Here is a 23057-nt window from a genome sequence, read left to right on the forward strand (position 1 = left end):
GCGAAAACACCGACCACAAGGAATCCAAAGTAGGTGGTATCGATGGGGAGAGTGAGGTCCGACGACGTGGCTTGACTGAGGATTTATGAGAATCCTACGTTCGCAATGAGTAAGGCAGCGGCGACCGACAGCGCGGTGATGACCACGTTGTAACGAAAATTACGCCCGGTGTGCTGCGCGGCCCACCCATAGAGGCGAGCCATGAAGGCCCCGTCGAGGGTAGCGAAGAGGCACATTCCGGCAGTGAAGAGAACCGGGAGCGCTAGGGCGAGTGCCCATGACACTTGGAATGAGGCGGTGCCGGCGGTGATGAACATGCCAATGGTCGCGGCAGTGTCAAAGCCGAGGCCGAACAGCAGGCCCAGCGGATACATGCGTTTCGGTCGGTCGACAAGGTGGATATGCGATGGGGCGGAACAGGCGAAACAGCAGCCCGGTCGGTCCTCCGCCTGCCACCGGTACGTCGATGCCGTCGATCTCTGCTCGGCGACGTTGCACCAGCCGCACCAAGGAGTGCAGGTTCACCATGCCGAATGCGAGCACAAAGACGACCGAGATGCTAACGCCCCAGAGTCCAGTGGCCTGGCGCACGGGAGACGTGTCGTCTTCGATGGCCGAGACCAGGAAGTGCATCCCCGCCGCCAGCGTCGCGACTGTGCCAACCACCACTGTGGAATGCCCGAGGGAGAACCAGAACCCCACCGAACCGGATGAGCTGGGTCAGCTCACGGTCACCCAAAAATTGGCAAACCGAATGCAGGCTGAGTTCGTTGACGGTGTGGATCCACTCGAAATGCTGTTTCGACAACTGAACGCTGAAGGGCTAATGGGTGATCTCATTGAGCGTCAAACGCCAGCGCACGGTCGTTTCAGATGACGCCGAAATCCTTCCCAGCATCGTCGCGAGAACACCGTATGCGTCAGCACGAAGAAGTATTTCCGGATGACTTGCCTCCAGCGGCCACACTTCGAGGTATCCAGCGGCCGTGGGGACACGGAAGGCTCGCACCCAGGTTCTCCACGGTGTTCCCACGTAGTCGACGAGGAGCCATTCGTTGTCCGCAACCATGACCTCCACGTGGTTTGAACTCCACGGCGACAACAGGTACACGGCTAGTTCTCTTGCAATACTCGATTCGTTTCTACCGTGCACCTCAATGTCAAGTGACATGAAGTCGTCTGACGGAATAACACTCCAACCAGGTATAAGCCTTTCCCCAAAGGCGAAGTCAGAATCGTGTTGTGCCCACTCGACGCCCTGGTCAGGATCGGTTCTGTCGTGTTGTTCGGCTACCCAAAGAGCGCTGGCGATGTCAGTGAGGGGCCCAACAGTGTGTTTGCCTTGTGACGCCAGCACGTTTCTGCCGCGATATCGCCAGCGAGTCATCCCAATCGATGGGGAAACCGCAACTGAAGAATCGGAGGACTTGTCCTGCATCCGCAGGTTATCTAGACCACTAACGCGTGCGCGTTCCCAGTTCCCGGATGCAATCGATTTTGGAACCACAGTGAGATCTCGAGGGGACAGTTCCGCTTCTACAAATGGGATGAATTTATAAGAATGGACTGAAGCACCGGCAATCCTCGCCAGGTGCGGACCTTCAATTCGAATCGACCCGGGTGATCCAGCTTCGAATTCTAGACCGATCCCGGTTCGTCGATCAAACCATTGCAACCGGAGACCGTCGGCGCGGTAAGCGAAGTCTTCATCGGCTGCAGACTCGAAGTCTGTTACATCGGGTGGCCATATGCCTCGAATCGAGTGAGCAGAACGGACCTGTTGTCCATCTATATGGAGTGAAAGCTCTGCCGAGCGGAAACCCGACCAGGGGTACACGGTAACGTCCGCACCAAAGCAGTGACTTACGGACGCTGTCACCATGCCGTTCCCTACCTCGATGACCCGAGTCACCCTTCCGTCAGTCGAGATCCACCCCGAAGTCGTCACCGTAGTAGTCACCAACGATGCGGCCGGTCGTCTCGAGCCTGCTGGCACGGAATCGGCAACCGGAAACGGATCGATCATTAACGGGCCGAGGTGCCGCGGATGCCAGACGCTCAATGCACCTTGCGACTCCACTAGCGAAACTGTGAACTCCCCCATCGTTCGCGACAGTACAGTTGGTGTGTCACACACCGAGAATTTCGTCTGGTCCGTGTATCGCGGGTCGGAAGTCCCGTCAACATTTATGGACATAATCTGGCCAGTCACCGCGTCGACCGTAGCAAGGATGGCATGGGAGTCGATCTGGAGTTCGTAGGTGATGGTCGTTTGGCCAGAGTCTGTTGTAACTACGCCACTCGTGAGCGTTTGTCGTCGTGCATCTTTGAGCGTGCGGGCTGTGTATTGCGGATTAGGGGCCTCGCTCTTCTGTGGACTGAGTTCAAGATTAGAGAGAGTTGACGCTACTCCCGGGAGGTGGTTCACCAGCTCCATATAACCGTCCTCGTCAGCACGTGAAAAGCCAATGTTCCTGAATCCAATTCGCACATAGAGCGGGAAGGCTCGTCTGTTTGCTGGGTCAACTTCGACTCTTAAGGTCCGCACACCCAACTGCGAGAACCTCGCGAAAGAATCGGCGAAGAGCTGTCCCACAAGGAATCCGGCTCTGAGCGATGGCTCGACGAGGAACATCGTGGCAAACAACTCGGCCGGCCCGGATACGCGCCTGCCGGACATCCGCGCATAGCCGAGAGTGCCGACGATCGAGCCGTATTGTTCAGCAATGACCAGAAGACGAACATCTTCTTCGCGGATGGTCGCGAGAAGCGTCGCACCGGTAAGCGGAATGCCATGGGTTACCGAGCCCAGACCATGCTTGTTGTAAAACTGAGCTACATTCTCGGCGTCGCTGGTTTCGAACGAGCGGATTGTAGCCATCGTTAGCGAATCTTTCGCGAGAGGCGCCAGACGCCAAGTGCGATGAAGATTACGAAGAGCAGTGCCAACTCAATGAGTGCAATGTTGGGGGTGATAGCGAAGCTGCCGACGGACGCAGTGATTCCATAGAACTCCTGGAGACTGGACAAGGCTTGCCCCTCGCCCGTGAGCAAGGCCCCCAACGCAGACTCGGTGAAGGGCATCCGGATCAACATTGCGGCTTGCGCAAACGGTAGGGCATTCATTCCACTAACCACGCCTTCGGGTAGCGTTCCCGACGGAACGTAAGCTCCGGACAAGAAGCCAATAAGGGAACCGACGACAGTGGAGAAGGCCGCGAATGCACCGGCAGAGTTCAGGAAAGTTACGACAAATGCCGCAAAAGCCGCGAATACCGCGCTGGAAGCTAGCACGAAGCCCGCGGTTTGCAGCAGGTTAGGGAGCGATAGAAGCTCATTTCCCTGCGTCAGCATATAGAGTTGCCCGATCACGATGATAACCGCTGACATAGTCACGGAAACGATGAAACTTGCAATCAGATAGCCGAGAACAAGGTGCGTGCGACGAATTGGCGAAACGATGAAGTCCCTGAATCGCCCCGAGACGTTATCGTCCACGAACACCCCCATGGCGGCTAGAGCTGTCGTGAGCGTGGTGATCATGGTGATACCCGCGAAAACCCAAGCATTTACGAACCAACCGATGTCGTGGTCAGAAGCGCCGGGAAGCTGGTCCTTTAGGCTGCTCACCTGCAAGCCACCGAGGAACAAAGCGTAGAGGGCAATCAAGATAAGAGCAGACAGCAGAGAGAAGAAGACTCCGACACGATCTCGAAAGAACAATCGGAGGTTGCGCTGCGTCAGCAGGATAATGCTCGTCATACTGTCTTTCCTTTAATGAGTGACAAGAAGACGTCGTCCATGGTGCCGTGCCGGAATTCGAAGTCTCGGACGCTCAGGATGCTGAGCAGCTCCAAGGCCTCATGCGACGAGTGCACCGGAATCTCGAGCGATTCGCCGCTCATCTCCACCCGAAGTCCGCGTTCTTGGCACAACCGGATGGCTTCTGCGGGGGCATCAACCCGAATGGTCAGAATGCTGTTACTGAACCCAGCTCGCAACTCGGCCGGTGTACCCTCGGACACAATCTCGCCCTTGTTGATGATGCATACCTTGTCGGCGTTCTCTGTCTCCTCCATGTAGTGCGTGGTCAGGAAAATCGTGGTGCCGCGAGACGCACGCAACTCATGGATTGCCGACCAAATCTGCTCACGCGATTGTGGGTCGAGGCCTGCGGTCGGCTCATCAAGGAACAAAACGCCAGGTTCGTGAAGGAGAGCCCGGGCGATATCGGCGCGACGCTTCTCCCCGCCGGAAAGTGGTCCGTAACGCCGATCAAGGTAGGAATCCAGGCCGACCAGACTGGAGAGCTCTAAGACGCGCTCCCGGGCTCTATGTTTACTGAGACCGTAGAAGCCGGCGCGAACCATGAGGTTCTCTCGCACGGTCAACAACGGATCGAGCAGCGACGACTGGAAGACAGCACCAATGGTTTTCCGTACGTTCAGCGAATCTCGTCGAACGTTAAGCCCATTCACCTCAATTTCGCCCGACGTAGCGCTAAGGATGGTTGTAATGCACCCGATCGTGGTAGATTTCCCCGCACCGTTCTCGCCCAAGAAGGCGAAAACTGATCCCAATTCCACGCTCAACGAGAGATTGCGTACGGCGACGATATCGCCGAAGCACTTGGTTAGATTAAAGACTTTGACAGACACGTGGTCTCTTTCTTTCGATTAATTGAGGCACAATGCAATTTCGATAGTCACTCGTCGCCGACTCCCGCGGGAATCCAGCTGCCATGAAGCCCGAGCGGAACCCTGACCGGAATGTGAACGCGGGCGAGTTCCGGACCCTCGAAATCTTGGGCGCTCAGGATCACCAGATCGCTGCTACCCCGGTCGGGGTCGTGCACATAGCAGAGCAGATAGCCGTCGTCTTCAACCGTTGTCCCCTCACGTCGAGGCACGAAGATCGCTTCTCCCACTGCGGCGTCTCGCCCGAAACGGCGGCCGGTCGAGCGCGCCTGGTCCAAGTCATGCTTGTACACGATATTGTCGAACCGTGAGTCGTCGAGCTGAGCGAAATCCTCGGGACCGGCAGACCAGCTCTGCACGAGATCGGGCGCGCTCGCTGTGTAGACGAATCGATGTGGCAGCCCAACACGCCGCTCATCGATCCGGGGAAATTCCTGCGGAGTGGCGTCGAGTCTGGCCCGCTCAACTCTGCCCTTCACAAGATCGATGGTGAAGCGCTCAAGCGACGGCATGCCGTGTCCTTCGATCAAGCCACGCCCTTTGGCGAACATTGATGGGTGCGTGATGACGTCCATGACCACACCGTTCGGAAGGTCAAAGGCATTGACCGTGTGGTAGATCCACACCGGTTCGATTTCGAACCAAGTGATGTTCTTCGCGGCGCCATCCCGAGGCATCAAGCCCAGCCGGGCTTTGCTTTTCGCGTTCCATCGGAAAGGGAATGGGTCCCGAGTCGCCGCGGCCAGTGGACTAAAGACGGCAGGGAGATCAAGTACCACGATGTAGCGCGGCGTTAGCGCGAAGTCATGCATCATCGGGCGATTGGGCAGATCGATCGGTTCGGATCGAACGACTTGGCCCGCTGCAGAGATCACGTTGTAGTCGGCGACTTGAGACCCAGCGAAATAGCCGAGGGTATGGAGATCGCCAGTCGAGGGGTCGAGCTTCGGATGCGCTGATATTCCGCTTCGGAGGCCGCCATCGAAGTCGTGGGCCCCGATCGTGTTGAGGTCGCCGCCGACCTCGAAGGGAAGGGTCCCTCCCTCCACTAGGGAAAGGATACGTCCGCCATGGCCAATGACGTTAGTGTTCGAAGCTCCATCCATTCCCCCGAGAACCAAGTATGCGGGGGGCTTCTCTTTGAGCGCAGACGAAACCGCGGATTGCCGAACCCAGCGGTTACGGTACCACTCAGCTCGGCCGCTCCTCAGCCTCACCCCGTGGATCATGCCGGCGCCGAGGTAGTAATGAAATTGCGCGTGTTCGACTCCAACAGGGTTTGGACCGTTGCGCAGGTATCGACCGTCAAGATCGTTCGGAATCACTCCGGTCACCTGGAGGTCAATTGCTGTGACCTCTTCACGTACCCGCGTAAATGCTCCCTTGCCATATGCACCGAGTCTGGTCACGATTCCCCCCTTTCATTCCGTTTGATTCAGGCTTGCTCCCCCAGTAGATTCAATCGTCCCGAGACATCTCGATGGGTGATCTCTTGAGCATCGCCCGAGTCGAGAGCACGTTGGCCGCGACGAGGGAACCCAGCAACAGAAGGGCAGTGACTACAACATTTGAGACGCTAAGCCGGGGATACAGAGTGTCGTCACCGAAGAGCTGTTGGCCTGCGCCGATTGGAATTCCGATGGATCCGACGATCCAAACCGAGAGGAGAGCAGTAACGGTGCCAAGGGCGACCATAATCGACCCGATGATGACTACTTGGAGTGAGTAGACGTGACGTACCGCGCGCGCATCGAATCCCATCGTTCGCATCGTGGCGATCTCACCGCGTTCGCGGCGCAATCCAAAGAAGACGACATTGCCAATCAAGACAGCGCAGATGAGTGCCGTAACCACGACAAACGTCCACATGACGGCCTGTTGCGCTGTCTGGATGGTGAAAATCAGGTCTGCGGTCTTCTCAGCAGTAGAGAACCGACTATCAGGGAACTGCGCGGTCAAGTGCGTCGCGGCATCCTCTGAGTCCACCCCGTGATCCAAGGTGATGAGTACCTGGGTCAGCGAATCGGGTCGGTCTAGGATGCCCTGCATCCCGACCACGTCCATGAGGACGAAGCTCGACCGGAACAAGCCGAATCGCGAGTTGTCATACACGCAGGACACCTTGGCGGAGGTGACGGCAGTAGCTGTAGGCGCCCCAGCCACGGAAAGAGATACCGTGTCCCCCACGCCAATTCCGAGTTCTTCAACCTGGTCCGGGTTCACGCAAATCTGCCCCGACCCTTGCGGAGCTTCACCTTCGAGCGGCAAATACCCTTCGGCTTGGAAATCGGAGCCGACCACAACAACCCCCGAGTCGTGATCGACTGTCGACAGTAGCGCTCCGGCAGTGATCCGCGGACGCACATCAGCCACATCCTCGCTCTGCTGCAAGTCTGACACGAAGGTGTCTGCATCGCCGAGGTAGTAGACCACGTCAGACTGCGGGCTGAGCATCGAGTATTGGTATCCCTCCGCGAATGCGGAAACATCGCCACTAATGATGTCGCGTGCCGACTGGCTCATCATCGTCGCCATGGCGTTGATGGCGGCGAATGAGAGCAGCAGGCCGAAAGTTGCGATGGCGACGCTCACGAAAGTTCGCACGCTGCGTGGGTTGGTGCGAATCATCGCAGTCGCCATGTGGACCTTATAAACGAATGTCAGGCCGTCACCTCGTTCAGATTCTGGGGCCTTGGTGACTCGAGTCATGTCATTCACTCGCTTCATGTTTTTGGGCTTCCTGCTGCTCGCGGTCTTGAGTGGCGAAATACCGATCATCGCTGCGGAACAGCCGTCGCGCGAACTCCGGGTGGTCTCGCAACGACGCCCGGATATCGATACCGAAGGTTCCGTCTGGGATGTGGTCCTGTGGCGCTTCGACCGCCTCAATAAAGGAGTCAACGTGCGCGCGGAGGGCAACGCCGTGGTTGGTGTCGCCATAGTCGTAGACCACAATAGGGCTCCCGATGTTGCAGGCATCGACAACGCTCGCACCATAGCTGCCGAGCAGCCGGCGGAGGTAATCTGCGGCGTGCGAAGACTCGAATGGGCTCGCCGATGTGGACAGCGCGAGAGCTCCTTTGCCAGCGAGAAGTCGACGATGGCTCAGCCTCGTGGTGCGCTCAACGAATTTCATCATCGTTGAGTTGACGTTGGCGCAGTAGTTGGGACTTGCCAGAATGACCCCGTCCGCCTCGAGCATCCGTTGGATGAGCGTTTCGGCTTCATCCTCGAAGACGCAATCGTCACGGCGGAAGCACCTCCCGTTACCATCGCAGACATTGATGTCAAGACCCCACAATGCCACCTCTTCGTAGTCCCACTCAGGGCGGCGAGTCGTGAGGTGCTCACGTAGCGCGCTAAGCATGACCGCCGTATGACTGAGGTTCTTTGGTCGCGGGCTGGAGTGGATTGCTATTATCTTCACGTGAGATTTTCGAGAAGCTCGCTTGCACGGGTGTCGGAAAAAACCAAACCGTCGACAAGGTGCACGACCCGCCGCGCCGCGGCGATCACCCGCGCATCGTGGGACGAGACGATGATCGTCGCGCCGTTCTCGTCGTTCATTGTACGTAGCAGCTCAAGGACGCTGTCGGCGTTCTTTGAGTCGAGGCTTGCAGTTGGTTCATCCGCGACGACGATGTCAGTGCCACTGGTCACAGCCCGGATGATCGCCGCCCTCTGCTGTTGCCCTCCGGACAACTGCGAGGGAAGAGCCTGCAGTTTGTCGCCGAGGCCGACGTCGTTCAATAGGCGACGCGTACGATCACGAGCTGCCCGCGTGAGGCGCCGCTGGAGGCGGAGCTGCAGGACAGCGTTCTCATACACGGTCAGCGAGCTGACCAGATTCGACTTTTGGAATACGTACCCGATGTGGTCGCGCCGGAAATCCGAAAGAGCATTGGCGCGCAGAGACGACAGTTCGATGCCGTTGACGCTAATTGAACCGGACGTCGCCGTGTCTAGCCCGCCGATAAGGTTGAGGAGAGTTGTTTTGCCCGAGCCTGAAGGACCAGCCAGGACGACGAACTCGCCCCGGTTGATCTGCAAGGAAACGTCCCGATTAGCTTCTACTCGGTTCGGCCCGTCGCCGTACGTCTTGGTGAGACCTTCAATCAAGATCATTTGATCCCTCTCTCAATAAAGCTGTATGTGATCTCCGCTGTGACGACGATCCTTCCCTCTACGCTCGCCTTCGACCGGACCTTACCCATCGCGGACATCGTTGCGAGGGCCTCCGCCTCAAGAATCATCTGGTCGCCGGGACGCACGATTCCTCGGAATTTAACATTGTCGATCCGGGCGAGAACGCAGAGCCGCTCGCCGATATCGAACAGGAGCCCCCCCGCTTGGGCGAGAGCCTCCACGATCATCACTCCCGGCATAATCGGGTTCTCCGGAAAGTGACCGGTGAAGTACGGCTCATTCGCCGTCACGTTCTTCACGGCCGCGATCGACACACCCGATGCGAGCGCATCCACCCGGTCAACCATGAGAAACGGATAACGATGAGGAAGGCGCTGCATGATCTCGGATGTGCTGACACTCATGGTCATGCGGTCAGGCCCCCATCGACGACCAGGCAGTGTCCGTTAATGTATGAGGCAGCGGGGCTGGCAAGAAAATGCACCACCTCCACCACTTCGTCCGCAGTACCAAGGCGGCCTCCAGGAATGAGCGACAAATAGCTCGCGCGCGCGGCAGGGGACAGGTCGTCGGTCATATCGGTCTCGATGAAACCGGGGGCTATGGAGTTCACCCGGATGTTCATTCGAGCAAGTTCTTTCGCCAGGGTGCGGGTGAAGGCAACAACTCCGGCCTTTGCGGCCGCATAGTTAGCCTGTCCTGCTGGGCTGGTGAACGCGCTCACCGATGCGATGTTGATAATTGTTCCCCGTTTGCTGGCCGCCATCAGCCATGCGGCCTGCCTGCTGCAGTAGAAGGCACCCGAGAGATCTGTGTCGACCACGGACTGCCAGGAGTCCTCACTCATCATGAGGGCTAGGCCGTCGCGAGCGTGTCCGGCATTGTTGACCTGAACATCGAGACCGCCCCAGGCTGCCTTGATCGAATCGAACATCTGCTTGACCTCGGCGAAGGACGAAACATCCGCTTTTGCCCTTAGTACTCGTCCGGCGTGCTGGGACTCGAGCCGTTCCAGCACCGCGATTGTCTCGGGCTTGTCGTTGCGGAAGTTCACCGCAACGTTAGCGCCCTCGAGTAGGAACCGTTCAGCGATGGACAAACCTATGCCACGTGTGGCACCAGTCACGCACACTCTCAGGCCGGTTTTCATGATGCAGCCTTTCTCACAACGGTTGACGTGACGCCGCCATTGGCGGTTGAGACGGTGATCAACATTGTGGATCCGGGTGCAGCGTGGTTGAGCCCGAGTATGTAGGCGAGGGCTTCGTTGCCTCCGAAACACTCGCCGGTCATTAGCCGCGGATAAAGCACGGGGCCTGTGTAACCAAGGCCCCTAATGGCGCTGAACTCGCTCCGAGAGAGAACGCCGAGGCCGTTCGCGGTACCGACGACCAGGTCGATATTGCTGATAGCTAGGTCTGCGTCCCTCAGCGCCCCTAGCATGGCGTGGGCGATAGTGGTGTCGTCTTCTGCCCAGTCGGCGTAGCTGACTCCCAGGCCGGGGGCAGAAGCACTACTCCACCCAAGGAGCTCGGCGAGCTCGGTCGCACCCCGTGCCAGGGCGGAGCTTTGTGACTCGAGGACAACCACCGCTGCCGCTTCGCCCGTTCGGAATGTGAAGGCGAGATCACCAGGTCCAAAATCAGCCGCGTCGAAGTAGGACGTCATGATCTCGTTGGTCTCGTCGACCGAGAGCGCGAAAATAGCGTCGGCCTTTCTCGTCGCAATAAGTAGTGCCGCGTAGGCGACCGAGGAGCCGCCCACTATCGTTGAATTGGCACCTTTCAGCCCTAGGGCAAGACTCGCCTGACCGTTCGCGACGTTGTACACCGTCTGTGTGAACAGCCCTGGACTCGCCTCAAAGAGGCCTCCGCCGATGAGACCGTCCAGATACTTACCCACGGCTCGCTGCGGCCCGTATTCGGTACTGGCGACAAGTCCGACACGTTCGAGGTTGGCGGGGCGGTCCGCAAGTCCACTGTCGGCGAAGGCATCGACGGCCGCGGCCATCGCGATCTGGCTGAAGCGCTGCTTCCGGCGGAGTGCCACAGGTGTGACATAGTCCTTGATCGAGAACGTTTCGGGAATCGAAAGCACTGTGTGGCGGTACTCTTGGACCTTAACCCTAGCTGCCGCGTCGATGTCGTCGAATATCCAGCCATTCGCCACGATCGTCTGGTCGCGGGCTGAGAGACCTAGCGGTGAAACCGCACCCAGCCCTGTAATTATGAGTCGATCGTTCATGCTGCTGCTCGCTTTCGTAACCATTGCTCGGCCAAGGTGACGGATTTGTCAGCCGAGGCGATAAGTTGAGGCAGGCCCGATCCGTGCTCCCCCCACTGTCCGGTGATGAACAGATTCTCGATGCTTGTCCGCTGATTCATTCGGTGGATCATGTAGTTATTGACGTCGTGCGCCCACCCTGTCGCGGACCCCCCGGTGTGCCCGAACCAACGCTCGTAGTCGATGGGAGTCACCACGCGTCGATAGACGACGTGTGTATCGATTTCCGGCACAAGATCATGGGCGATGATGGTCTCGATCTGTCGGGCGTAATCGGCGTAAAAGTCCTCATCGTGCACAGCAGAATCGTGATACATGTCAACCTCCACACGAATGAGATCGCGACCATCTACGCTCAGACCGTCGTCGATCCTGCTCATGAAATGCAGTTTGATCACTGGATTCTCAGGCAGGACGCCGGTCTCGAGCACGCGGTATGTCTCGAAGACGTCGTCTGTCTCGGTCAGGTAGAACCGGGCCACGCCCGCGAATCTCGACAGGTCAGCGTCGAGGAGCGTGAGAAAAATGCTCAATGACGAGTGTCCTCGTCTACGGCACTCGTCATCGATTCCAGGGTGACCGCGCGCTTCGAGAGTGCGGCTGAGTGTGGGAGCGTCCCCGTTGTAGAGAATCACATCGGCTGTTCGAACGGATCCGTCCGCAAGCACGACACTGTCGACTCGAGCGTCCAAGATGATGAAGTCGGTCACCTTCGCACCAAATTCCACCGTACCTCCCACCTGGCGGATTCGCTCCACAATGGCGTCGATAAGCTTGTGCACACCGCCCTTCGGGTACACCATCCCCTTGGCATAGCACTCCGTTATGAAGCCGGCCATGATCATGAGGGAAGAATCGTCGCACTGGATCCGCATGGCGAGTGCGCTCCGCAGCACCGGGTCGACGATTGTCTCCGCGCAGAAGGCTTCGAATTCTCGGCGGTAATTGCGCATCATGAAACGGCCCTTTTCCCGAGAGTCCCCGTTGCCTTCGCCGAGGAAGGCGCGCATAAACTGGAAAAATATGTGGATGTCTGGGCCAGAGTCCGGGAACTGCTCACCCAGGCTCTGCTCCAGCCGGTCGAAGCCAGTAGGCAGCTCCACCCGCCTACCTTTGATCGTCATCACATCAGCGATGTCAACGGCCTCGAACGAAACCTGGTCGTCCAAGCCAAGGGAGGAAATGAGGGTCGAGAGATTGTCACCGGGCAGCCCACCCAGTAGGTGTGAGACGGCGAGATCGAATCGATCACCCGCAGCGTTTGTGAACCCACCGAAGTAGCCGCCAGCCCGATCGGCCTGCTCAAGTACGAGAACCTTGTGGCCGCGTTCGAGTAGCCGCCAGGCGGCGACCAGACCTGCCATACCGCTGCCGACGATGATGAAACTAGAGCTTTGCATCGAAGGGACTCCCGTCTGTTAGCACGTATGCATAGTCGCGGAAGAAATTCTGTTGCCGCGTTCTGATCGGTTCTGGCCAGCGGAAGAGGAATCGGTGGCCTGACGTGAGCGCGACGTGTTCCGTCATCCCGGTCGCCACCGCTGAGCCATCCCTGATCTTTGTCACCCGGTAGTAGAAAACGAGCTTGGTGGTCTCTTGCGGCTTTAGGAACGTCTGAACGCGTAATTCCTCACCGAAACGCCCGAAACCAGTGAACGACACGCGTGTCTTGGTCACCGGAGCGAAGATTTCTTCACCATTCAGGTCGTTCAACCCGTCGCCGTTCATAAGGTGGCTCAGAAGATTGAACCGGCCGACTTCGAACCAGACGAACATGTTGCTGTGATGGAAAACGCCGGCCATATCCGTTTCAGAAAAACGAATCGTAAAGGTTGTCTCGTTCACGGGTGTGTTTGTCTCAATTGTCATTAGCGGAGTTCCAGAAGTTCGAGGACGGGCTGGGAAGATACAGAACGGATGGGGAACCAGAGCACACCAATCGTCAGAACAAACCCGACCACCAGCGGTGCCAGGAACGCCCACCATGTGGGAACAAGCGCGAGAGCCGTGCTGCCCACGGCGAAGCTGAAGGCCGAATTGCTTGACGATATGTTCGCGGCATTTACGACCGTGACTACTAGAGTCGCGACGATCGCGCCCGCAATGTACCCGACGACGTACTGGACGATCACTTCGGCGAGATACATGCGGCGAAGGAACCCTGAGCGCGCCCCGGCGGTCTTGATTACAGCAAAATCACGCACCCTGGCGAGCATGGCCGCATACACGAGGGACGTAAGCCCGATACAAATTACCGCGAACGTGAAGCTCGAGATCACCACAAGCAGGATTCCCCAGATCTGTGGCGCCAGCATAAGGGACGACCAGGAAGTGTCTGCCCAGAGCGACAACTTTGCTTTTCCGTCGATCTCGTCCACTGCGTCTTGAATTGCGGCGCGCGACCTATCGGTTTCCGCAGCATCGACAAGAAGCGTGTTGACACGGGCGTCGTCGGAGTAAACCGCCTGGGCGAGCTCCGAACGATCGACGATTGCCCAGCTGTCGAGCAAGAAGCTCGGGTACTCGGGCGTGAAGACATGCGCAATCCGGTATGTCAGGGATTCCGGACCTACCTGAACAAGCACCTCGTCGCCCTCCGTGACTCCCAGTTGCCGCGCCACCTGAGTGTGAAGGTCTATCGTGCCGGACTCGATGCCCTGGCTCGGTACGCCGAAATTGTCGGCGAGCTCAGTCTCCTCGCTAAGATCTGTGCCGACGAGAGCGACCGACGCGCTGGCCGGGCGGTCGGTGCCCGCCTTCGGGTTGGAAATTGTTGCCGTCATCTCCAAACGCGCTCGCAGGGACTCGGCTCCCGACGTCTTGAGGAAACGCTGGGACGATGAAGAGTTATAGGGGATCACATCGCTAGTCGTCGCGGGCTGAACAACCCAGGTTGCGCCGATGGTTCCAAAGAGCAATCGGTCAGCGTTTTGCCCTATCGACCCGACGAATGACAGGGCGACGACGAATAGGGCTATGCCCACTGTGATGAGGCTGACGACGCCAACGGCTTCGCGTCGAAAGTGGATGACGTCCCGCAGTGCTATTCGAATCATTGTGTGCGCTCCCTGCGGTCGGTTACTTCGGCGGCATTCACTTGAGAAGCGCTCAGGGCACGAGCTTGTACGATCAGCGTTTCGTCGGCGTGATGGCAGACCGTGCAGGCGGCGCCGGGTAAATTGACGGCGCTGAACTCAACATGCTCGTGCTGGGCGCGGATCGACTGTTCGTCGAACGACCCCAGCCCTATGCCGAGCCCGATTCCCCCGTACTTGGACCATGCCTCTTTTAGCGTGAAAAGGTGTACCAGCCGTGCAGGGTCAGCTGTAATCGAACGGAGCTCCTTCTCTGTAAAGAAACGGGCGGGCGGGGACTCCGAAAGCCGGATCGCTCGCGCAGTCCCCAGCAGTTCGACGTCAACGGCGACGTTTCGTTCGGCGACCGCGCACACCGTGAGGTTGCCCGAATGCGACATCGAGAAGTGATGGGTTGCCGGGTCCAATACCGGACGGCGACCTAGTTCCCGTCGGACCGAGTACGGACCGACACCGAACGCATCGATAGTCTCGGTCAGCAATGCGCGACTCGCCGCACGACGCAACCGCCAGCCGCCTCCGAGCTGAGAGGCGATGGAATTGTCTGACCGGTCAATCCATTGAACCGCAATCACGAGCGTCCGCCAAGAATCGACGACGACACGTCGAGGAGTTCGCTGACCGCTTCGACTTCGCTTCGACGAATGTTACGTACGGTGAGCACTAACTCTCGCCAGCCCAAGGTTGGATCCACTAGCTGAGAATGGCGATGCATCAGCCGGGCGAGTGAACGCCACCGACCGCCCAGCGAGGCGTATCTGCCCGCGACCGTTCTTAGTTCTGGGATCTCCCACCGGTCGGCAGAAACGCGCAGACCACGAGCGAACAAGTGCCGGCCAGCGCCCCCACCTGTTCCGATCTTTTCGAGCGTCGTCGCCATCGACAGTAATTCGGTGCGCATCCGGTCGTGTGGGACTATCTCAGGCATTGAGGCCAATTCACGCTCAAACGCTTTGAGTGCACGTTGCCCTTGCGTGTTGTTGGTTGGAGTCAGAAAAAGTTCTGCAGTCTCCTCAAGCGAAACGGCGAGCACCTCCCGCATGTCCGGGACTTGATCCGGGGGTACGATCCTCCCCACTGCGAAACGACGCGCGGGAGCCGCCATGCTCAACAGACCGTCGCTGGGCATCGACGACGCCGCGTCGATGTTGTCCCGGCTGACAGAAAACAACTCACTCCACAAGTAGTCATTGCACATGAGCGAGCCGTCGGCGGCAATCGATCGGATAGGAAGAGCGTGTTCGCCGAAGGGATGCACCTGGCCCCACGGCAGCACCCTCCGGAAACTTTCAAGTTCTCTGGCCTCGCAATATACGTATGGAAGGAAGCCCGCGACGGCCCATTCCCCAGCGACACGCAACATCTCATCTGCTGTGGAGTGCGACACGAAGTCGACTCGGGAGCCCGTATGGCGCGCAAAGAAGTGTTCGAGATCGTGGATTCTGCTGTTCACGTAATAGGTGTCATTCTCACGGTAGAAAAGGAAACTAAGCCCCCCGCCGATGACGTAGGCGAGCTCTTCACCGATATCGAATTCTGTATCAGCAAACACGTTCGCCAGCATCGTAGAGAAGCAGTGCGATCCTCGGAGATATGGTGTGGGCCATTCCGTGCGCCGGGTGAGTTTCATGATTTTCGTTGCAGCATCGTGGCACGGCGCGGATTACAAAGCGCGGTGCGTTCGGTTTGAGCAATTTCGGCTAGGGCTGCGTCGTCGCCGGCGAGAAATGCAACGTGCAACTTGGCGGACTTGTCGAATCCCTGTCGGGTCTTTTCAGAGACGAATGACTCTCCGTAAGTGTCGATCGCCCCCGTGATTGTTGAACGAAAGAAGGAGAGATCGCCGCAGCCGAACGCGCGGAGTCGCGCGCGATATCGGTCTATTTCAGCCCGGTCGGGTCGGCTCGCGAGAAACTGGTCGAGGACGCACAGTCCGTCACTTGCGTTCAGCATGCGTTGAAGCAGCAGCCGGAGGGAACGACGCGCACGTTCGGCGAATAGGTAACGCTTGGGCGTGATTATGGCGTGGAGGGAAGGTACCGGCGCCGCATATCCCCATACCTCCAGCTCTGTCTCAACGAAGTCGGCGTAGGAAACGGCGCGGTCGTCGGAGATGGAAGTAATTCGCACCGATTCATCCGTGAACTCGCTTAGGGCCACCGGCAGAATCGCTGTTACGTCGGAATGCGGGAGTCGCTGGGGAAAATACGAGAACATAGCCGTCGCTTTCCACCGCCGTTCTAAGAGATCATGCTCCCGACGCGCTGCCTCTAGGAAGACATGAGGATCGCTGGAGCGGAATTGTTCGCAGTTGAATCCGGCCGCTTCGAACAGATCGAAGGCTCCATCAAATCCTCCGAAGGCTTCCAACGTCTTAGCGTATTGGCCCAGGTAATTCACGCCCGAAGCCATCACGACGACTGCTAACGGCTCGACGGATATGCCCAATTGGCCGAACACCAGCCTTGCTGGTTCCAAAACCGGGTGCTCGCTGCGCCGAGCCGGCATTGCCTGCTCGTCGGGCGTCACTGGTTTGTAACGTAGCGGCGAACGGCGATGCAGGTGTTATTGCCGCCGAAACCGAATGAATTGGAGATCGCCACCCGCATATCCGGCATCTCCACCGTGTCTTTCGGCATAAAGAGCCCGACGAATTCATGCATCGTCTCGTCCGTATTAAGGTTGCCCGGAACAAAACCCCCTTTGAGAGCGACAAGGCACACGAGCAGTTCGATGCTCCCGGCGCAACTCAGAGTGTGTCCATGGAGAGGCTTGGTCGAACTGAGCGGAACATTCTTCAAATGGCTACCGAACACTCCCGCGAGTGCCGTCAGTTCCATCACGTCGTTGTACCGAGTTCCGGTCCCGTGCGCATTAATGTAGTCGACATCGGTGATCTCGAGTCCAGCGTCCTCGAGGCACTGCTCGATGGCAATCACAGCGCCCCGACCGCTGGGGTCAGGAGCCGTGGCATGGTGGGCGTCGTTCGAGATTCCGTAGCCCGCGACTTCCCCATAGATCGTTGCTCCACGACCAATAGCTGAGCTCGCACTTTCTAGAACAAAGATGCAGGCAGCCTCTCCGAGACCCGTACCGTCACGGTGCTCGTCGAACGGCCGCAGCGCGTCGTGAGTCAGCGATTTCAGGAGGGTGAACCCGGAGTACGAGAGCATAGAAATCGGCTCCACACCACCTGCAATCGCTACGTCCGCTTTTCCAGCTCTGATCAGATCGTAGGCGAGTCCCACCGAATTGCTACCCGCTGCGCACGCCGTCGAGACCGAGGCCTGAGGGCCGCGGAGACCAAGACTGTGCCGGATGGCGGAAGTAGCAGTGCCTGGCGTGTGTACCAGAGTGGTACCGACGATTAGGTCGCCCCGGAGCTTGCTTTCTGCATAGTGGTGGCTCGTCTCGACCCCAGCAGTCGATGATGCGACAACGACTGCCGTGCGAAAGGGATCCAAATCGTCGGATGTCAGACCGGCATCCGCAAGGGCCCTGGTCGCGCAGTGAACGCCATAGTGCTCCGCGGTTTCCCAACTCGGGTTTTGCGCAACAACGTCTGCGTAATCTTGCGGGAATTCCCCGATGAGCGCACCGCGATCGTAGGGAAATGCCGTCGTGTCGAAAGAAAGGACGGGTCGGAAACCGTCTCGTCCGTGCAGCAATGATTCGGTGAATTCGCTCACCGTGTTTCCAATCGGGCTAAGAAGCCCGATTCCGGTAATATAAACCTTAGTATTCATGATCTTCAACCCTTGTTCGTAAAGCGCGAACGGCGGACGATCAGGCGGCGTCGGTTTCTTGTTCCCGAACGAATTCAGCGATAGTGCGCACCGAGGTGAACACCTCCGGTCGGTCGTCAGGTATATCGACGTCGAACTCACTGTTAAGTGCTAGAACGACCTCAAGGATGTCAATCGAGTCAAGGTTAAGAGATGATTCCTCGTGCTCGGTGCCCTCGGAGAGCGAGGCAAAGATCGGAGCATCTGCGTTGACGTCAGAAGCCTCGACTTCAAGGCCCAGCCGCTCAATGATTGCAGCGACGATTCTGTATTCCAGACTTGCATTCGACATCAAAAATACTCCCCCAATAAATTCCCGCTTCCCCCACGGAAGACGGCAGAGCTGTTGTTACTCACAGCTAGCTCCTTATGCAAATAACTTAGCTGACGGGGAACCCGAATCAGAGACGTTTATGGGTGGATGCCCCGAAGTGGGGGAGGACGGATGATGTTAAGTGGCCAAAAGTGCGCAGCGCAGTGCGTATCGGGTGGCGGGGCGTCCCCAGAATTGGCCGGAGCGGATGCACGTAATCGCCGGCACACGCATGCCTATCGATCACCCTAAGATTCAGGCATGGCGCATCAAGACATCCGATACCGTATTGCCGCAATCCTGATGATTGTCCATGGAGGCCTCATGGAGCTGGGGGCATTTCTTGCAATCATTCCACTTATCGCGTTCGGCATCGATATTACAACCACGGGTCGATACTTCTCGTTTAACGTGTCGTTCTTTCAAGAACATCTCATTGAGATGATGCTTCTCAGCGGCATCTTCGGCATCACTCGAATCATTGGAGCGGTTGGCGTGCTGAGAAATCGACTTTGGGGACTCGTTTTAGCATGCTTAAACAGTGTCGTTACCATGACGTTGATGGTTTTCATGCTTCCCGCGGGGATAGTGGATGGAATTCTGGCGTGCTCAGCACTGATCCTTCTACTAACTACCTATTTTGGAAAGGCATATATTGTGCCGCCAGTGGATCGCGTGGTCTAGGACTGCCGCAAGCGGTTCACAAAGTGGCAGCTTCCGGGAGTGCGAATAGCTGAGCTGCCCAATATGGAGCCGCGTTCTGCCACCCCGTTGGCGGCGACAGAACGAGCGAGTTATTGGCCCGGTCTGAGAAAAGATCAGCACTCATACTGGCGGGGCAGAAGCGGCCGAAAATGCATGAGTAGATTTGTGAGCCAATCGAACATGCGTCGGCACGACGCCTAAGCCGTAGGTATCAATAGGCCGCAACACGAAAGCCGAACGATTTAGCGAGCGAATTGTCCAACGCCATAATGACAGACACTAGGAAGACCGAGTTCCTGGCTCCGACCGCGCTAGGGCCATCGTGCCGACGCAAGCAGCAGGTCGTGACCGTGCACGCGGCATCTTCGAAGCTTCCGGAAGTGGTGAGCTACACGTCCGGGCCATCGGCGGCACCATCCGAAAGTAGGACACCATTGCTCCTGGTAAAGACCCAAGCGCATCTAGAGGTTATCCAGCCGATATAAGGAGCCACTTCCCCGAGGAATGGTCCGCGCAGGTACTAATCTGTCCCGCGTCGTCCTTGGTGCCTGTCGTTGGATACCACTGATCCCGAGCGACGGAAACCTCTCAGGCATCGAGACAGGTGACTATTCCGACAGGGTCTTTGGATGCACCGCCATTGGGACTGCCCTGACCGGGATGAGGCGCCTCGGCAGGCCGCGCTCAGTCTACCTAGTGTTTCCGCGGCCAAGCGAATATAAATTAAACTCAGACTGTTGATTAGGACTAAAAACACTAATTCCGCCACGATCACTTCTATGCATAGAAGTAAATCAAGGTTTGAGAGCAGTTTACTCGTTTACGCAAAAATATCAAGTATTCAATACGTACCTCCAAAATCCACCCTGAATAAGAATATTGGTTGAACATGTCGTCGTTAGCGTCGTGGTCATATCTGATTAGGTCATACTCTCCATTGCTTTTCAACTCACACAGGTCTTCACAGTGGCTCACATTTTACATTGCCTAGCCAATAAATTCTCCAACATACGCAGGAGCTGCAATGAATAGCAACTCGCCAGGGAACTGTAGTCTTATTGGATAAGACGGGCAGGCCGCGGATTGGTCTCCTATCAAATTATTTACGGCCCCTACCACACTTTTTTGCTATCTTCTTTGAACATGCCAGCAAGGGTTCACCTCGGTTTGCATGCCTGGGTCGATGGCGTAGCCCCCGCACTTTGGATCGCGGATTTACCTATTGAGGTATAGACGAAAGGCGGAAAGGTGCTCGGAGTCGACTCACGTACGAATTCAATTCCATGGACTTTGAGCACGGGCATAGCCTCGGGATAACCTGGCGAAATGCGAGCGCAATTCTAGGTATTGGCACCCGCGTATCGAATTCGATAGGCTGCGCCTAGGCACACAAGCGGTCGATGAGAGGATCTGAAAGCCGCCACAAAATAGAGTGAAGTCGCGCACTTCAGTTTAATCCGTAGGATCTAACGACTTCGCGGCTGGTCAAATCGCGTTGATAGAATCCTTTCATCTGAGGGGCCCACTCCAGGATCGAGAGGTCTCTTGGCTGTATTCTTGCGTCGGCTACAGTAGCCTTTCAGCATGAACTGTCTGAATCCAAGAATCCCTGACCTGCAGCAATTTCTCTGCGCTATCGATTTAAATGCGGGGGTTCGCCCATTCGACCAGTTGATGCTCGCCGTCAGCATCATGAGTCTGATCGCCACTATCGGGATCGCCGTGGTAGTTGCGATCGGGAGCAAACGACAGGGAATTCGTGAACGACGCCTTGCCGGGATGAACTATGCACTTGCACAGATCGATCTGTTGCGCTTCGAGGCGGAGTCCGACCGGAACGATCTTTCGTCGGAATTCACTATCGCTACCGAGAAGATCCTCAATGGCTTGCAGATCCATTTAGGGAGATCCGACAGAAACCTGCTGGTTCTGATGCGTGGTGAGTTCGACTATGCGCAGGCTGAACGAATTCCTGGCAATGCTACCGTTCCGGATATCATGCAGGAATTGAAGTCTGATTTGGTTCGAGACTTGTCCAACTACATGACGTCTGCGACTTATCAGCGGAAGCTGAAACGGTTTATTGCGTCCATAAAGGCACCGGCGCGTTTTCAGATACTGGATTGGATCGACTTCAAGAGCAGCTCGAACCAAAGCGGAGCTTAGGTGAAAAATTTCACGACGATCATCGAAATGGGCTGTTGAATCTACCCAGTCGATCGATGTCGCATTAGCGGCGCACGAGAAGGAAGATATTGGCCCCCGGTGGAAGTCCGCGGCCGTTCTTCGCAGAAACCATTTGGGGAGGTGGGAAGGGTGGGCCTGCTGGAATCTAGGCAGAGTTCTGGGGCTGCATCAAAGTTGACGATCACGCCGACGGAAACGACTTTGTGCCCCAACTCGCCGTTCCCGGTGGACCAAGAAGATCCTGAACGCGTTCTGAACGTGGTCTCGCTGGAAGTGAAACGCTGCATTTCGCAGCGCATCCGGCACTGCCGAAGTGCCGTGCGCCGATAGATGTGCGTCGTGTACTCGTTAACGTCAACGTCCAGTACGAGAAGGTGGATGCGCTCGTCCTCGACGAATGTGCGCAGCAGTCGCTCGTAATTGCTGACGCTCAATGAGCGGCCGGTCTTCGTCGGGAATAGGAACGCCTCCGGATCCGGTTCGGCAAGCGCCAGACGACGCCGCGCAGCCGCTTCGGCCATCGACGGCAGCGCGATGCTGCGCCGCTTCCGAGACCGCTTGGGCGAGTTCTTGCGGTGCGTTCCCTACGCCTCGTTGCTGACGATTCTGCCGCTGACGATGAGGGTCGGCGGCAGGGTCCTCATGTCCTCGTCGCAGCGGCCGAGACGGATGCACTCGCCGACGCGCAGCGAGGTGCCGATCAAGGTGTCAATTCCGTCGATCAGCGCCCGATAGTTGGGGCGGTGCCCGTCGTCGCGGTTGAACCGCCCCACTTGCATGCGCCCACGGATGGCGGTGATCTGCGCTGGCGTGAGGGCGGATTCCTTGCGCGGTGACACCGGCAGGTTCTGTACGTCCCACACGGGGTTCTGCATAAGGGCGTCGTCTCGCACGGCGTAGCCACAAACGAGACTGAGCACCGCACGCGCACGCCGGGCGTTGGAGGTCTTCTTCTCCTCCAGAATTCGCTGAAGGATGCGATCGCAGCGACCGACGGTCAGGTGCTCGAGCCGCACTCCCCCGCACCGCGGCGCGCGGTAAGCACCTGTGACAGCCACAGTTCTACCGTGTCGGTGACCGTGCTCGACGGTGACAGGGCCCCGGCACCACCGGTAGCCATCGCCCTCGCTTGTCGATGGATTTCGGCAATAGCCTGGTCGCGGGTATCAGCCGTCACTGCGTGGCGATGCCGGGCCCCGCTATCGTCACGGCTGGTGCCGCGGGCACGATACCTCCCGTTCGCCAATTGCTGCACGTCGATCTAACCGTGACGGTGTTCGTGAACCCAGGTAAGCACGTCGTGCACGTCATACCGCACGAGCCGGCCGAGCTTGAAATAGGGCGGCCCGGTCTGCATCAGGCGACAGTCCTCGAGTGTGCGCTCGGGCATTCGGAGCAGCTCCGCGAGTTCCCGCTGGGCGAGAAACGTGGGTGTGATTTGCGTCGTTGCGTCCATACCCAACAGGTGCTCCACGGGAGCCGTGAGCAGCCTGATCAGGCCGGGACAGTACCGTACGGGGCCGGGCTCAACAACGACCAAACAATCCTCGAGAGGGTTTGTGGTGTACTTCATGGTAATTTGGCCCACTTTGGGCCTACCGAGCAGGGTGGGCGATGGTCAATTTTGCCGCGGAATCCTGCGCCTTTAGTGCGGGGGTACCTGGACTCGAACCAAGAAATGATTCGAACCGAACCGCCAATGTTGGCAGCTCCCCTCCCCCAGGTTCCGCGTGATTTGGCGGAAATTGGTAGATATATCTACCCAATTCCTACGGGTTGAAACGGACTGATTCTGGCACTTTCGAAGGGCTTCTGGTGCCCAAAGTGGCACGACTGTCGTGACATG

Annotated in this window: 24 protein-coding genes; 2 read left to right on the forward strand and 22 right to left on the reverse strand. The window is 57.7% G+C overall.

Annotated features, from left to right (window positions below):
• Positions 1-83: 83 nt before the first annotated feature.
• From E3T31_RS18540 to E3T31_RS16575, 20 genes are all read right to left on the reverse strand, one after another.
• Positions 84-401 (reverse strand): hypothetical protein, encoded by a 318-nt coding sequence (locus E3T31_RS18540; protein ID WP_255454073.1) that lies wholly within the window; start codon positions 399-401, stop codon positions 84-86.
• Positions 337-702 (reverse strand): hypothetical protein, encoded by a 366-nt coding sequence (locus E3T31_RS18805; RefSeq protein WP_134470339.1) that lies wholly within the window; start codon positions 700-702, stop codon positions 337-339. The genes E3T31_RS18540 and E3T31_RS18805 overlap by 65 nt, the downstream gene beginning before the upstream one ends.
• A gap of 121 nt (positions 703-823) precedes the next feature.
• Entirely contained in the window at positions 824-2881 is a 2058-nt protein-coding gene (locus E3T31_RS16490; RefSeq protein WP_134470341.1) for a GNAT family N-acetyltransferase, read from the reverse strand.
• Between the two features lie 2 nt (positions 2882-2883).
• Complete coding sequence (locus E3T31_RS16495) at positions 2884-3762, reverse strand: ABC transporter permease (RefSeq protein WP_134470343.1); 879 nt, start codon at positions 3760-3762, stop codon at positions 2884-2886.
• The gene (locus E3T31_RS16500; protein ID WP_134470345.1) at positions 3759-4658 is read right to left on the reverse strand and encodes an ABC transporter ATP-binding protein; all 900 of its coding nucleotides are present in this window, start codon (positions 4656-4658) and stop codon (positions 3759-3761) included. The genes E3T31_RS16495 and E3T31_RS16500 overlap by 4 nt, the downstream gene beginning before the upstream one ends.
• A 47-nt stretch (positions 4659-4705) precedes the next feature.
• Positions 4706-6106, reverse strand: a complete 1401-nt coding sequence (locus E3T31_RS16505; RefSeq protein WP_134470347.1) for a carotenoid oxygenase family protein — start codon at positions 6104-6106, stop codon at positions 4706-4708.
• A 49-nt stretch (positions 6107-6155) separates the two neighbouring features.
• The gene (locus tag E3T31_RS16510; protein WP_206750328.1) at positions 6156-7406 is read right to left on the reverse strand and encodes an ABC transporter permease; all 1251 of its coding nucleotides are present in this window, start codon (positions 7404-7406) and stop codon (positions 6156-6158) included.
• Position 7407: 1 nt separating this feature from the next.
• Positions 7408-8124 (reverse strand): flavodoxin family protein, encoded by a 717-nt coding sequence (locus tag E3T31_RS16515; protein ID WP_134470351.1) that lies wholly within the window; start codon positions 8122-8124, stop codon positions 7408-7410.
• Entirely contained in the window at positions 8121-8822 is a 702-nt protein-coding gene (locus E3T31_RS16520; protein WP_134470353.1) for an ABC transporter ATP-binding protein, read from the reverse strand. The genes E3T31_RS16515 and E3T31_RS16520 overlap by 4 nt, the downstream gene beginning before the upstream one ends.
• A complete protein-coding gene (gene fabZ / locus E3T31_RS16525; protein ID WP_134470355.1) occupies positions 8819-9247 on the reverse strand; it encodes a 3-hydroxyacyl-ACP dehydratase FabZ in 429 nt (142 codons plus the stop codon). Before fabZ ends, E3T31_RS16520 begins: the two co-directional genes overlap by 4 nt.
• 2 nt (positions 9248-9249) lie before the next feature.
• Entirely contained in the window at positions 9250-9993 is a 744-nt protein-coding gene (gene fabG, locus E3T31_RS16530) for a 3-oxoacyl-ACP reductase FabG (protein WP_134470357.1), read from the reverse strand.
• On the reverse strand, positions 9990-11087 hold the full coding sequence (locus E3T31_RS16535) for a beta-ketoacyl synthase N-terminal-like domain-containing protein (protein ID WP_166788544.1): 1098 nt from the start codon (positions 11085-11087) through the stop codon (positions 9990-9992). Before E3T31_RS16535 ends, fabG begins: the two co-directional genes overlap by 4 nt.
• Positions 11084-12526: an NAD(P)/FAD-dependent oxidoreductase gene (locus E3T31_RS16540; RefSeq protein WP_134470360.1), complete on the reverse strand. Its 1443-nt coding sequence runs from the start codon at positions 12524-12526 to the stop codon at positions 11084-11086. The genes E3T31_RS16535 and E3T31_RS16540 overlap by 4 nt, the downstream gene beginning before the upstream one ends.
• Positions 12513-12971 (reverse strand): thioesterase family protein, encoded by a 459-nt coding sequence (locus tag E3T31_RS16545; RefSeq protein ID WP_166788546.1) that lies wholly within the window; start codon positions 12969-12971, stop codon positions 12513-12515. Before E3T31_RS16545 ends, E3T31_RS16540 begins: the two co-directional genes overlap by 14 nt.
• A 23-nt stretch (positions 12972-12994) precedes the next feature.
• Positions 12995-14182, reverse strand: a complete 1188-nt coding sequence (locus E3T31_RS16550; protein ID WP_134470364.1) for an ABC transporter permease — start codon at positions 14180-14182, stop codon at positions 12995-12997.
• Positions 14179-14796 carry a 4'-phosphopantetheinyl transferase superfamily protein gene (locus tag E3T31_RS16555; protein ID WP_134470366.1) on the reverse strand — a complete coding sequence of 206 codons (618 nt, stop codon included), beginning with the start codon at positions 14794-14796 and terminating at the stop codon, positions 14179-14181. The genes E3T31_RS16550 and E3T31_RS16555 overlap by 4 nt, the downstream gene beginning before the upstream one ends.
• Positions 14793-15851 carry a DUF4872 domain-containing protein gene (locus E3T31_RS16560; RefSeq protein ID WP_134470368.1) on the reverse strand — a complete coding sequence of 353 codons (1059 nt, stop codon included), beginning with the start codon at positions 15849-15851 and terminating at the stop codon, positions 14793-14795. The genes E3T31_RS16555 and E3T31_RS16560 overlap by 4 nt, the downstream gene beginning before the upstream one ends.
• Complete coding sequence (locus E3T31_RS16565) at positions 15848-16750, reverse strand: hypothetical protein (protein ID WP_134470370.1); 903 nt, start codon at positions 16748-16750, stop codon at positions 15848-15850. The genes E3T31_RS16560 and E3T31_RS16565 overlap by 4 nt, the downstream gene beginning before the upstream one ends.
• Positions 16747-17967, reverse strand: a complete 1221-nt coding sequence (locus E3T31_RS16570) for a beta-ketoacyl-[acyl-carrier-protein] synthase family protein (protein WP_134470372.1) — start codon at positions 17965-17967, stop codon at positions 16747-16749. The genes E3T31_RS16565 and E3T31_RS16570 overlap by 4 nt, the downstream gene beginning before the upstream one ends.
• Positions 17968-18007: 40 nt before the next feature.
• A complete protein-coding gene (locus E3T31_RS16575) occupies positions 18008-18298 on the reverse strand; it encodes an acyl carrier protein (RefSeq protein WP_166788547.1) in 291 nt (96 codons plus the stop codon).
• Positions 18299-18580: 282 nt separating this feature from the next.
• On the opposite strand from E3T31_RS16575, the gene E3T31_RS16580 reads away from it, so the two are divergent.
• Together E3T31_RS16580 and E3T31_RS16585 are read left to right on the forward strand one after the other, a co-directional pair.
• Complete coding sequence (locus E3T31_RS16580) at positions 18581-19003, forward strand: hypothetical protein (protein WP_134470376.1); 423 nt, start codon at positions 18581-18583, stop codon at positions 19001-19003.
• A 1605-nt stretch (positions 19004-20608) separates the two neighbouring features.
• Entirely contained in the window at positions 20609-21190 is a 582-nt protein-coding gene (locus E3T31_RS16585; RefSeq protein ID WP_134470378.1) for a hypothetical protein, read from the forward strand.
• 605 nt (positions 21191-21795) lie between these two features.
• On the opposite strand, the gene E3T31_RS16590 is transcribed toward E3T31_RS16585, so the two are convergent.
• Together E3T31_RS16590 and E3T31_RS16595 are read right to left on the reverse strand one after the other, a co-directional pair.
• Positions 21796-22269 (reverse strand): hypothetical protein, encoded by a 474-nt coding sequence (locus E3T31_RS16590; protein ID WP_134470380.1) that lies wholly within the window; start codon positions 22267-22269, stop codon positions 21796-21798.
• Between the two features lie 203 nt (positions 22270-22472).
• Complete coding sequence (locus tag E3T31_RS16595) at positions 22473-22667, reverse strand: AlpA family transcriptional regulator (protein ID WP_134470382.1); 195 nt, start codon at positions 22665-22667, stop codon at positions 22473-22475.
• Positions 22668-23057 lie beyond the last annotated feature (390 nt).

The sequence above is a fragment of the Cryobacterium sp. TMS1-13-1 genome, assembly GCF_004403125.1.
In the GTDB taxonomy this organism is placed as follows: Bacteria; Actinomycetota; Actinomycetes; order Actinomycetales; family Microbacteriaceae; genus Cryobacterium; species Cryobacterium levicorallinum.